This is a genomic window from Salinicoccus sp. ID82-1, from assembly GCF_021991715.1.
GTDB classification, from domain to species: Bacteria; Bacillota; Bacilli; order Staphylococcales; family Salinicoccaceae; genus Salinicoccus; species Salinicoccus cyprini.
In genome coordinates, this window is record NZ_JAGFLY010000001.1 from 838347 (window position 1) to 849870 (window position 11524).

The window sequence follows — 11524 nt, forward strand, 5'->3', positions numbered from 1 at the left end:
ATATATCCAAGGACGGAGTTTCCGCGGTACCACCTGATTTTCTGCATAACAAATACAGACACTTCTAGAAAGATAAGGGATCATCCCACTGCTCCATCTGCCAGGTGAACCCTGATCCCATCCGTACGCAGCATTCCAGTCCATGTGCTGCGCTCCCTGTATACGGATTCCTGGACCATTTATGTCCGGCTTCTCTTGAAGCTTGATATTCATCTATAGGATTATTATAAATCAAAGTTCGTAAAAATCAAGCTTTGAAATGATGCATGATGATGCCGCCTGCAATTGCCACATTGAGACTTTCACTCGCCCCCGGCATTTCTATCTTTATCTTTCTATCCACCTGGGCGAGCACTGTGTCGGATACGCCCCTGCCCTCATTGCCGAGAATGACCATCAGTGGATCTCCCGCCGGTGCTTCTTCAAGGGGAACGGCACCTTCAGGGTCGGTCGCAAGAACAGTACCATCAAAATCCTGTACCGCTTCCGCTGCATCCATCGATTTGATATCGATATGGAACGTGCTGCCCTGGGCGCTCCGGAGCACCTTGTCACTGAAGGCATCGACTGTATCCAGGGAAAGGATGACGCGGCCGAATCCGAAGGCATCCGCTGTGCGGAGCAGTGTGCCGAGATTGCCCGGATCCTGGATGCCATCGAGCAGCAGTACACGGCGACCGTCTGTTTCGGGTGCAGCATAGGAGACCACCGCCATGATGCCGGGAGGCGTCTCAAGCGACGACAGCGTCTTCATCACATTGTCGTTCACTATGAAGGTTTCAATCTCCTGGTCATCATACTTCGCATGATCATAGCCATCGAGGAAAACGAGTGCATGGATCTTCTGACCATGCGTCATCGCCTCCTCGACAAGATGTGCCCCTTCAATCAGAAACTGGTCCAACTTCCTGCGGTACTTCTTCGACTGCAGCTTCTTCATTTCCTTGATACGCGGATTATCTTTCGACGTAATATATTTCGGTTCTACCAAATGATCTCTTCCACCTTACTGTCATCGAGTGATCTGACGATCTCCGTTACAAGACGGACTGCATTGTTGTAGTCTTCCCTGTTCAGAATGGATACGTTCGAGTGCATGTATCTGAGTGGCACCCCGATGGAGATTGAAGGTACCCCTTCATTGGATACATGGAAGGCACCGGAATCTGTACCGCCGCCAGTAATGACAGACCACTGTACCGGAATATCCTTCTCCGCCGCCAGCTTCTCGACGTGTCTTCTGAAACCGACGTGACCGATGTTGGAACCGTCGAGCAGCAGTACAAGTGGACCGTCACCCATCTTGCCGGTACCATCCTTCTCGCTCATGCCCGGTGTATCCCAGGAGATGCCGACATCGACCGCGATTGCGAGGTCCGGCTTCACTTTGTTCGCTGCAACCTTGGCACCGCGCAGGCCGACCTCTTCCTGTACAGTCGCACCGCTGACGACATTGACATTGATATCCTCGTCTTTGACAGACTCGAGCACTTCAATCGCCAGTGCACAGCCGAATCTGTTATCCCAGGCTTTCGCAAGCAGATAGTCCTTGTTGGCCATCTCGGTGAAGTCGCAATGCGGGGTGATCATGTCGCCCACTTTGACACCTGCGTTCTCCGCTTCTTCTTTTGAAGCCACGCCGATATCGATGAACATGTCCTTTATGTCTACCGGCTTCTTGCGTGCTTCAGGGGACAGTACGTGCGGCGGCTTTGAGCCGATGACACCCGTCAGAATGCCTGAATCCGTCACGACGTTCATGCGCTGCGACAGCATGACCTGGTTCCACCATCCGCCGATCGGCGTGAAACGGATGAATCCATTGTCATCTATTCTTGTGATCATGAAGCCGATCTCATCGAGGTGGCCACCGATGAGCAGCGTACGTGATCCATTTTTCGCGTTGCGTCTGCCGAATATACCACCGAGGTTGTCCTGCACCAGCTCATCGCTGACCGGCTCAAGGTAGCTCTTCATCACTTTCTTCACATCGTATTCGAAGCCTGAAATGCCATGTGCATCCGTGAGGCTTTTCATCATTTCCAGCTGTCTATCCATAATCAGTCTCCTTGCTTCCATTAAGATACTTCCATTCTATCATAAATTATTTCAGTTTTCGTAATATGGACCATATTGATACACATATCGGAAAGAAGTTGATATCATCATTGTAGATGGGGATATAGAAATACTCTAGGAGGCGTTACGTTGATGAACATAAAGATATCGAAAGTGGAAGAATCCGGCCAGGAAGTACTTGTAAAAAGCAATACTTATGAAGAAGACGACAAAGCGGTTGCATTATATAACAGGCTGACTGATGAATATGCCGACCAGACACTGCCATTCTTCGACGAAGGTGAGAAGCTGATCCGCCTCGACATTGTGTCCGAGGACGATGCAGCGGATGAAAACAAGGAGCAGAAGGAATGCTACTTCGAGTACTCGGACGCACTGCTTGATGAGCTCACCGCCCACATCCAGTAAAAATAAAAACCACTTATTCCATCGGAATAAGTGGTTTTTTCATGTGATATTATTTGTTCAGTGCATTTTTAGCCTGAGCAACGATTTCAGCGAATGCTTTTTCGTCTGAAATTGCGATTTCAGAAAGCATTTTTCTGTTGATGTCGATACCAGCAGTTTTCAGTCCGTTCATCAGACGGCTGTAGCTGATGCCGTTCTGGCGAGCGCCTGCATTGATACGCGCGATCCAGAGCTTGCGGAATTCGCGTTTCGTCTGACGACGGTCGCGGTATGCATACTGACCGGATTTGATGACTTGCTGTTTCGCTGTTCTATAGAGTGTGCGTTTTGCACCAAAATATCCTTTTGCCTGCTTCAATACTCTTTTACGTCTTTTACGGGACGTCAAACCATTCTTAACACGTGCCATTTTTGCTCCTCCTTAATCAATCGATTATTTTACATATGATAGTAGTTTTTGGATACGTTTGTGGTCGCCTTTGGAAACCAGTCTTGATTTTCTCAGGTGACGCTTCTGTTTTGTGGATTTGTTTGCGAACAGGTGGGAAGTGAACGCACTGTTGCGTTTGAATTTACCTGTTCCAGTACGCTTGACGCGTTTAGCATAACCTTTGTGAGTTTTCATTTTTGGCATGGGATCCTAACCTCCGGATTATTAGTTTTTGTCGACGATTGGTGCAACCACGAGGAACATTGAGCGACCTTCCATCTTCGGTCTCTGTTCAACAGTGGCGACTTCAGAAAGCTCGCTGGCAAAACGTTCCAATACCTTGCGGCCGATATCCTTGTGCGTGATTGCACGGCCACGGAATCGGATGGAAACTTTCACCTTGTCTTCCTTCGCCAGGAATTTCTTTGCATTTTTCAACTTGGTGTTGAAATCGTGATCTTCGATTGTCGGGGAAAGTCTGATTTCCTTGACATTGATCACTTTCTGCTTCTTGCGCGCTTCTTTCTCTTTACGCTGCTGCTCGTACTTGTACTTGCCATAGTCCATGATGCGGGCAACCGGCGGCTTCGCGTTCGGAGCCACAAGTACAAGATCCAGTTCTACACGATCTGCCATTTCCTGTGCTTCACGTTTAGGCTTGATGCCGAGTTGGGAACCGTCCTGACCGATCAGGCGTACTTCTTTGGCGCGGATTCTGTCATTGATTAATGTTTGGTCCTTAGCTATCTTTGACACCTCCATAAAGTTTGAAGACGAACAAAAAGGGCGGGCACAATATGCGCCCGCCAACCAGCATCAAGATGTATGAAGCAGAGCATGGCTCTGCCTCATATCATTCTTACTGTACTAACCCGGTCGCTACCAGTATGGTGCTTGCGGGTGAGAAGCGGGAGCTTCTTCTTGTCCGTTCTTATCAACTCCTAATATACTACACGCTTTCGGTAAGAATGTCAAGACTATTTCTTAAGTCTGATCTCATCCACGAGCTGCCAGATGAATTCCTCACGGTCGAAGGTGTTCTGATCCTTTTCGCCATACTTTCTGACATTGACCTGGGATTCTTCGATCTCACGATCGCCGATGACGACCTGGTAAGGGACTTTCCGCATCTGTGCTTCACGGATCTTGTACCCCATCTTCTCGTTCCTGTCGTCGATGTTCACACGTATGCCGTGGCTCTTCATCTCATCCTTGAGTGCTCTTGCGTAGTCGTAGTGCAGATCGAGATTGACCGGTATGATCTCCACCTGCTGCGGCGCGAGCCATAGTGGGAAGGCACCTTTGTATTCCTCTGTCAGGAATGCAACAAAGCGCTCCATCGTGGAGACGACACCGCGGTGGATGACGACCGGACGGTGCAGTTCACCGTCACTGCCTGTATACGTCAGGTCGAATCTTTCAGGCAGCAGGAAGTCGAGCTGCACTGTCGACAGCGTCTCCTCCTTGCCGAGTGCCGTCTGTACCTGGACATCCAGCTTCGGACCATAGAATGCCGCTTCGCCTTCCGCTTCTGTATAGTCGAGCGCCATCTCATCGACGGCTTCCTTCAGCATGGATTCCGCCTTGTTCCACATTTCGTCATCATCGAAGTACTTTTCAGTATCCGCTGGATCACGGTAGCTCAGACGGAAGGAGTAGTTCTCGAAACCGAAGTCCGCGTATACATCGATGATCAGCTGGACGACACGCTTGAACTCCTCCTTGATCTGGTCGGGTCTGACGAAGACGTGGGCATCATTCAGGGTCATGCCGCGCACACGCTGCAGGCCGCTCACCGCCCCACTCGCCTCATACCGGTGCATCGTGCCGAGTTCGGCGATACGGATCGGCAGCTCCCGGTAGGAGTGCTTGCTTGATTTGTAGATCATCATATGGTGCGGGCAGTTCATCGGACGGAGCACAAGCTCCTCACCATTCATGTCCATTGTCGGGAACATGTCATCCTGATAGTGCTCCCAGTGGCCGCTTGTCTTGTACAGATCGACGTTCGCCATGACAGGTGTATAAACGTGGTCGTAGCCGAGCGCAATCTCCTTGTCGACGATATAGCGTTCGATTTCGCGTCTGATCGTCGCACCATTCGGCAGCCATAGCGGCAGGCCGGCACCGATCAGCTGGTTGTTCTGGAACAGTTCCATATCCTTGCCGATCTTCCTGTGGTCGCGTTCCTTTCTTTCCTCAAGGAGGTTCAAGTACGACTTCAGCTCCTTCTTGTCGAAGAAGGCTGTACCGTATATGCGCTGCAGCATCTTGTTGTCACTGTCACCGCGCCAGTAGGCACCTGCTGTCGACAGCAGTTTGAATGTCTTGATCTTCGAAGTGGACGGCACATGCACGCCGCGGCACAGGTCGGTGAATTCTCCCTGAGAATAGACCGTCACCGACTCGTCTTCAGGAATCGCATCGATCAGCTCAAGCTTGTATGGATCGTTGCTGAAAAGTGCCTTTGCTTCGTCACGTGAGAGCACTTTGCGTTCCACTTCCACGTTCTCTTCTACGATCTGCTTCATTTCCTTCTCTATCTTCTCGAAATCATCGGAAGAAATCTTCTCATCCATATCGAAGTCATAGTAGAACCCTTCCTCGATGACCGGGCCGACACCGAAATTGACGTCGCCGTACAGACGCTTCAGCGCCTGAGCCATAAGGTGGGCAGTGGAATGTCGCAGTACTTCAAGCCCCTCCTCGTCCTTATTTGTAATCAAGGCGATTTCTGCATCAGCTTCGATCGGTCTTCTGAGGTCGTACATCTCCCCGTCAACCTTGGCGGCAAGCGCCGCCTTCCTGAGTCCCGGACTGATGGACTGCGCAATCTCCTCTGCTGTCACTCCGGAATCGAAATTCTTGATATTTCCATCCGGAAAAGTAATCTTCACTTCACTCATATTCTCCACCCTTTCAATCGTATCGATTGTATTTTCAAAATAAAAAACGCCCCTCTATTAGATAGAGGGACGATCTTCACCGTGGTACCACCCTGATTTGCAGGACAGAGTCCTACCTTCAGTCGGAAATAACGGTCCGTCCCGGCTGGGGATTAGCCAGCATATATCAAGGGAGTCGCTCAGACGGTCCATTGCACATGTTTCAGCAGTTCATGCACTCTCTTTGAATGAACACAGTAGAAGCGTTGTCCTTGGAATTTGAAATATTGAAATTATACATTGATTATACTCAAGCCGTCTTCATTAATCAAGCATCAGTTGTTGCGGTAGTTGCTGCCTTCAAGCTGGACTTCGTCACAAAGTGACCTCAGGCGCTCCATCATCCGGCGTGCCTTTGTTTCCTCTACGCCGTTCTCCTTCGTCCTGGCATAGCGGTATTCGAGATCCGCCATCGAATAGTTGGAGCTGACGAATGTCGGCAGGCCTTCGACCATGCGGTAGTGCAGTATGCCGGTCATGACTTCATCCCGCACCCATGGCGTGACGTCCTCGGCACCAAGATCATCGAGCATGAGCACCTGGGCATTCTTGATCGTATTGAACTTGCTGTCCGTCGTGCCGTCCTTGAATCCCGCCTTCAGATCCCGGATGATTTCCGGTACATAGACGATGATTGAAGATACCGACTGCTCCTTCAGTTCATTGGCAATACAGCCGAGCAGGTAGGATTTGCCGATGCCGAAGCTGCCGTGGATGTAAAGGCCCTTCGTTCCTGTACCATCGATGATCTTCTTGCTGGCCGCGATGGCTTTCATGATGATCTGCTGGCGGTTCGAATCGGGATCCAGGAAGACCGTCTCGAATGTCGCATCTTTGACGTCTTTCGGCACATGATAGGATTCGATCATCTTCTCCTTCTCACGGAAGGCATCATCCTTTTTCTTGTTTGGACATGGTGTATGGATGATATGGATTCTGCCCCCTCTGACATCTATCGAAGGGACATACCCCTGTGGATGATTGATGCACTGCCCGAGGGATGGGCAGTTCTCGCACGCCAATGACTGCTCTGTATAGCGTTTAAGCTGCAGCAGATCATTTCTGATCATGGAGCGTGTGATTTCAAAATCGCTGTTTTCAATCAGCTCCACAATTCTCGGGTGCTGAATTAGAGATTCGTACAGTCTGTCATTGTTATCCTGTATTTTTTTATTGTTCTTTAAGAACTGGTTTATAGGTTCCATCTGAATCACCTGGATTTTCTAAAGTTATCTATCATTTTCTGGAGTTCCGGGTCGTCTTTTGCTGTCTTCTGGACTGCCCCTTTTTCAGGCACAGGCTTCTTGTCCACATCCGTCTTCGGTGCCGCCTGCTTCTTGTCATCCATCCATGCAGGCCTGCGTTCGCCCTGACGTTCCCGACTGTTGCGCTTCGTATTCCGCTGCTTTCTGAATTCCATGATGGACTGGTATGCCTCCCTGGCCGAGCGGATGCCCTTCTCCTCCCAGTCCCTTGCAATCTTCATCGTATATGGATAGTTCAGATTGCCTTCCTTCTGCTGGTAGACGTACTCGAGTAGGAGGTTGATGACGCCGTTCGGCAGACTCGTCTTGGCGATGATGTCCGTCACGAGCTTCAGATCACTGTCACTCGGCTGATGGTTCCGGATATCATTCAGCCGATCGAGCGGACTGATCGATTCAAGGCGCTCGATATAGGAATCACTGGAGTGCTTTGCTTCCTTCTGCTCGGGTTGGGCATCGGAGGATCTGATTGCAGGCAGTTTGCCCTTATGCTCTTTCTGGTAGTACTTTCTGGCCTCATATCTCAACTGCTCCTTATCAATGCCGGCATATTGTGTGGTTACAGGCAGCAGAATCTGCTTCATATCATATGCATTGAGGTTGAACAGCACGCTCAGTTTGACAATCAGCATCCGGACTTCCTTCGTGAAGAATGCACGGTCGATCCTTGTGCCTTTCAGGTGTGTAAAGAGGACATCAAAATCGAAATCATCAAGATCGATATTGGGGCCTGTTGAAACGTTGTCCTTTCTGAAGGAATCTTCGGGAATACTGTATCCTTCCCCGTTCCCTGCCTGGAACACTTCCGTGAACTTCCGTGTCACTTCGGTGAAATGCTCAGGCTTCCGAGGATAGCACAGACGGTCCTTCTTTCTTTTGTAGGCATCCGGACCGAGGTGGTTATGGAGATACAGGCTCAGCATCGGATCCTTGAAGAAGGCTTCCGGCGTCAAAGGCTGCAGCAGTTCATATATGAAAAGATCATCATGTGCTTCATCAGATACAAAGGATCTCACCAGACCGATGCCTTCCAGCTTCTCGAGTATTCTGGAGAAGCTGGATAATGGCATGTTCAGTTCATCCATTATTTCCCTATGGAATCTGATTTCGAGTGCCTCATAATATGCCGAAGATTCCTGAAGATATATATAGGCCATTGCTGCGTCCTGATGGATGAGCGGAAGATACAGCTCGTTCAGGACATTGAGATGGGACTTTTCAAAAGCAGCAGGGTTATAGACCATGAATTCGGTATTCGGCTTCAGCCGCTCATTGAAGTTCATCGTCATCCCTGCCTTTGGCCAGATGATTCAATGTATCCATCAGCTGATCGATATCCTTGAATTCCTTATATACGGAGGCGAACCGGACGTAGGCCACCTGATCCAGTGTAATCAGCTCCTGCATGACAAATTCACCGATTTCATTGCTTGTGATTTCTGCTTTATTCAGATTTCTGAGCGCAGACTCTATGCGCGCAATCGTTTTTTCAAGTGCTTCATATGGTATTGGACGTTTCTCGCATGCTCTCAGCAGTCCATCCATGAGCTTCTCGCGGCTGAAGACTTCCCTGTTTCCATCCTTCTTGACAACGACGAGGGGGGACAGTTCCATCCGTTCGAAAGTAGTGAACCGGAATCCGCAGTTCTCGCATTCCCTCCGCCTGCGTATGGCGGACACCTCATCCGTATGTCTGGAATCGATGACCCTGGAACTTGTCTGATGGCAGTTTGGACATTTCATATGACCACCTCACTTCTCAAGGATTAGTATACCATTATAATATATTACGCATAAAAAAAGAAGAAACATCAGTTTCTTCTTTTCAGATACCATTATAGACTGTTGGCAATTTTCCCTGCCAGTTCCACAACCCGTGTGGAATATCCCCATTCGTTATCGTACCATGCCAGCACCTTCACTTTATTGTCATCCATGACCATGGTCAGCGAGGCATCAACGATGGAGCTCCTGCTGTCGGTATTGAAGTCGCTCGATACGAGCGGCGCGTCGGTGATGCCGAGTATGCCGGAAAGTTCACCCTCCGACTGCTTCTCGAATGCTTCGTTCAGCTGTGCCTTCGTCACCGGTGTATCAAGATCCACAACAAGGTCGACAAGCGACACATTCGATACGGGCACACGCAGTGCCAGGCCATGCAGCTTGCCATTCAGCTGGGGCAGTACGACACCGAGCGCCTTTGCAGCACCGGTGGATGTCGGAATGATGTTGTCCCCGCATGAACGTGCCCTGCGCAGATCCTTATGCGGGTTGTCGATGTTCTTCTGATCATTCGTATAGGCGTGCACCGTCGTCATCAGACCATTTTTGATGCCGAAGGCGTCATCCAGCACTTTTGCGACTGGTGCCAGACAGTTCGTCGTACAGGAAGCATTGGAAAATACATCATATGTATCAAGGTCCAGCGCTTCGTCATTTACGCCGAGCACAATCGTCTGGACATCTCCGCCTTTCGATGGTGCGGTAAGGAGTACTTTCTTTGCGCCTGCCCTTACGTGTGCACTTGCCTTGTCACCATGGTTGAATGCTCCGGTTGCCTCTATCACAAGATCAACACCAAGCGACCCCCATGGAAGATTCTCAGGATTTCTTTCACTTGTGAGCTGGATCTTCTTGCCGTCGATGACAAGTCCGTCCTCTTTTGCTTCAACCTTCTTATCCCACTTGCCGTGTGTCGTATCGTAGTTGAGAAGATGTGCAATTGTTTCTGCAGGATAGCTTGCATTCACTGCGACGAGTTCGACATCATCAGAGGCAGCGGCAATGCGGAACACCATTCTGCCGATTCTTCCAAGACCGTTAATCGCTACTTTTTTCATGACCATTGCCCCTTTATGTTATACTTTTCAATAATTAGTATAACATAATGACCTGCAATTTAAAGCAGTATTTCATATAAAATATCACTTTTCCAGATTGGACAGGAAGTCATCTATCTGGCTGAAAAGATCCGCTTTCGAGCCATTGTTATCAAGCACTTCAGTACTTCTCTCCCTTTTTTCCGACAGCGGCATCTGGCTGTTGATCCGGGCGAGCGCTTCGGACCGGTCGAAGTCATTCCGCGCCATCAGCCGCTCGATCTGCGTCTCCTGATCAACGTATACTGTCAATGTGATGTCACATTGACGATCGAGACCGTTTTCGAAAAGGAGCGGGATATCCAGAAAGACGTGGCTCACAGAAAGCGCCTTTTCCTTATCCCTGTCCATCATCCTGCGGACTTCCGGATGTACGAGACGATTCAGCACTTCCCTTTCCCTGCTGTCGTTGAAGACGATGGCACCGAGCTTTTTGCGGTCGATTTCACCATCTTCCCCGATGATGCTGCTGCCGAAATGCTCGACGATGCCCGGATATGCGGGGCCATCCTTCTGTGTCGACTGCCTTGCATAGACATCCGCATCAAGGATGGGATACCCTTTTTCTCTGATATAGTCGGCGGCGGTCGACTTGCCGCTTGCAATGCCGCCTGTAAGTCCAATTACCTGGTTCATTGTTTCACCTCTGACATCTAGTGCAATAGAATGTATTTCTTGTCGCTATCGTCTTCGTCCTGATTGGACCGCCGCATGCCCGGCACGTCTTTTTCTGGTAGATGTTGAAACGGTCCTGCATGCTGCCTTTTTCACCGGATACGCCTCTATAGTCGGAGATGGTCGAACCGCCGCTTTCTATGGAAAGGTTGAAGACGTCGGTAATGGCCCGATGGAGATCCACCAGCCTTGCGACGGACACATTGCCTGCTTTTCGTGTCGGCAGTATGCCCGCTGTGAACAGTGCTTCCGATGCATAGATGTTCCCGACACCGGGTATGACCGAGCTGTCCATAATCACCGCTTTGATCGCCTTATTGCTGTTCGCCGGTGCTTTCGCCCTGTCCAGGAACTCAGGCAGGCTATCTGGATCCGTATACTCCACCGCCATGCGCGTAAATGGTGGGAAATCCCCCATTCTGCCTACCGTGGCCATTTCCCCGAACCGCCTGATATCACAGTAGATCAGCGCACGTCCATCTGCAAGCCTGAAGACGACCTGCCAGTGCTTGCGGTAGTTCGCATCCGTGATCGACTCGACCGAGTCTCGGACAAAGTAGGCGCCCGACATTCCAAGATGCGAAATCATATGGAACACTTCACCTGATTTCTCCATTATGAAATACAAGTACTTGCCACGCCGGCCGATCTTTCTGATTGCCGCACCATGGACACGGGGACCGAATGCCCCAAGGTCTTCCTTGACGATGGTTCTCCGCCCAATCTGATGTCCATTTACTACAAAATCGGAAAACGCCACTGCTTCGATAGTAGCGCCTTCCACTTCTTGGGCCAGGGCACGCCTGACCAGTTCCACTTCCGGTAGTTCCGGCATATTTCCAC

13 protein-coding genes are annotated in these 11524 nt (G+C 50.0%); 1 reads left to right on the plus strand and 12 read right to left on the minus strand.

What is annotated here, in order from left to right:
• Positions 1-247: 247 nt before the first annotated feature.
• Together J4760_RS04375 and J4760_RS04380 are read right to left on the minus strand one after the other, a co-directional pair.
• On the minus strand, positions 248-991 hold the full coding sequence (locus J4760_RS04375; protein WP_237604904.1) for a TrmH family RNA methyltransferase: 744 nt from the start codon (positions 989-991) through the stop codon (positions 248-250).
• Positions 985-2058, minus strand: coding sequence for a M42 family metallopeptidase (locus J4760_RS04380; RefSeq protein ID WP_237604905.1), 1074 nt, complete (start codon positions 2056-2058; stop codon positions 985-987). Before J4760_RS04380 ends, J4760_RS04375 begins: the two co-directional genes overlap by 7 nt.
• A gap of 153 nt (positions 2059-2211) precedes the next feature.
• Between J4760_RS04380 and J4760_RS04385 the strand changes: the two genes are divergently transcribed.
• Positions 2212-2487 carry a hypothetical protein gene (locus J4760_RS04385; RefSeq protein ID WP_237604906.1) on the plus strand — a complete coding sequence of 92 codons (276 nt, stop codon included), beginning with the start codon at positions 2212-2214 and terminating at the stop codon, positions 2485-2487.
• A gap of 49 nt (positions 2488-2536) precedes the next feature.
• On the opposite strand, the gene rplT is transcribed toward J4760_RS04385, so the two are convergent.
• From rplT to mutM, 10 genes are all read right to left on the minus strand, one after another.
• Entirely contained in the window at positions 2537-2896 is a 360-nt protein-coding gene (gene rplT / locus J4760_RS04390; RefSeq protein ID WP_145286714.1) for a 50S ribosomal protein L20, read from the minus strand.
• Positions 2897-2920: 24 nt separating this feature from the next.
• Positions 2921-3121: a 50S ribosomal protein L35 gene (gene rpmI / locus J4760_RS04395; RefSeq protein WP_145286717.1), complete on the minus strand. Its 201-nt coding sequence runs from the start codon at positions 3119-3121 to the stop codon at positions 2921-2923.
• A gap of 21 nt (positions 3122-3142) precedes the next feature.
• Entirely contained in the window at positions 3143-3673 is a 531-nt protein-coding gene (infC, locus tag J4760_RS04400; RefSeq protein ID WP_186365466.1) for a translation initiation factor IF-3, read from the minus strand.
• A gap of 221 nt (positions 3674-3894) precedes the next feature.
• The gene (gene thrS, locus J4760_RS04405) at positions 3895-5823 is read right to left on the minus strand and encodes a threonine--tRNA ligase (RefSeq protein WP_237604907.1); all 1929 of its coding nucleotides are present in this window, start codon (positions 5821-5823) and stop codon (positions 3895-3897) included.
• Positions 5824-6137: 314 nt separating this feature from the next.
• Positions 6138-7067, minus strand: coding sequence for a primosomal protein DnaI (dnaI, locus tag J4760_RS04410; protein ID WP_237604908.1), 930 nt, complete (start codon positions 7065-7067; stop codon positions 6138-6140).
• A 5-nt stretch (positions 7068-7072) separates the two neighbouring features.
• A complete protein-coding gene (locus J4760_RS04415) occupies positions 7073-8410 on the minus strand; it encodes a replication initiation and membrane attachment family protein (RefSeq protein WP_237604909.1) in 1338 nt (445 codons plus the stop codon).
• On the minus strand, positions 8397-8870 hold the full coding sequence (gene nrdR / locus J4760_RS04420; protein WP_237604910.1) for a transcriptional regulator NrdR: 474 nt from the start codon (positions 8868-8870) through the stop codon (positions 8397-8399). The genes J4760_RS04415 and nrdR overlap by 14 nt, the downstream gene beginning before the upstream one ends.
• Before the next feature lie 92 nt (positions 8871-8962).
• Positions 8963-9967 carry a glyceraldehyde-3-phosphate dehydrogenase gene (locus J4760_RS04425; RefSeq protein WP_186365467.1) on the minus strand — a complete coding sequence of 335 codons (1005 nt, stop codon included), beginning with the start codon at positions 9965-9967 and terminating at the stop codon, positions 8963-8965.
• 84 nt (positions 9968-10051) lie between these two features.
• Positions 10052-10642 (minus strand): dephospho-CoA kinase, encoded by a 591-nt coding sequence (gene coaE / locus J4760_RS04430; protein WP_145286733.1) that lies wholly within the window; start codon positions 10640-10642, stop codon positions 10052-10054.
• 4 nt (positions 10643-10646) lie between these two features.
• A complete protein-coding gene (gene mutM / locus J4760_RS04435) occupies positions 10647-11516 on the minus strand; it encodes a bifunctional DNA-formamidopyrimidine glycosylase/DNA-(apurinic or apyrimidinic site) lyase (protein WP_237604911.1) in 870 nt (289 codons plus the stop codon).
• Between the last annotated feature and the right edge of the window lie 8 nt (positions 11517-11524).

Excerpts from the sequence above, each read along its gene's own strand:
- coaE (WP_145286733.1), bottom strand. The coding sequence starts at position 10,642 with ATGAACCAGGTAATTGGACTTACAGGCGGCATTGCAAGCGGCAAGTCG.
- J4760_RS04415 (WP_237604909.1), bottom strand. The coding sequence starts at position 8,410 with ATGAACTTCAATGAGCGGCTGAAGCCGAATACCGAATTCATGGTCTAT.
- rplT (WP_145286714.1), bottom strand. The coding sequence starts at position 2,896 with ATGGCACGTGTTAAGAATGGTTTGACGTCCCGTAAAAGACGTAAAAGA.
- rpmI (WP_145286717.1), bottom strand. The coding sequence starts at position 3,121 with ATGCCAAAAATGAAAACTCACAAAGGTTATGCTAAACGCGTCAAGCGT.
- mutM (WP_237604911.1), bottom strand. The coding sequence starts at position 11,516 with ATGCCGGAACTACCGGAAGTGGAACTGGTCAGGCGTGCCCTGGCCCAA.
- dnaI (WP_237604908.1), bottom strand. The coding sequence starts at position 7,067 with ATGGAACCTATAAACCAGTTCTTAAAGAACAATAAAAAAATACAGGAT.
- nrdR (WP_237604910.1), bottom strand. The coding sequence starts at position 8,870 with ATGAAATGTCCAAACTGCCATCAGACAAGTTCCAGGGTCATCGATTCC.
- J4760_RS04425 (WP_186365467.1), bottom strand. The coding sequence starts at position 9,967 with ATGAAAAAAGTAGCGATTAACGGTCTTGGAAGAATCGGCAGAATGGTG.
- J4760_RS04380 (WP_237604905.1), bottom strand. The coding sequence starts at position 2,058 with ATGGATAGACAGCTGGAAATGATGAAAAGCCTCACGGATGCACATGGC.
- thrS (WP_237604907.1), bottom strand. The coding sequence starts at position 5,823 with ATGAGTGAAGTGAAGATTACTTTTCCGGATGGAAATATCAAGAATTTC.
- J4760_RS04385 (WP_237604906.1), top strand. The coding sequence starts at position 2,212 with ATGAACATAAAGATATCGAAAGTGGAAGAATCCGGCCAGGAAGTACTT.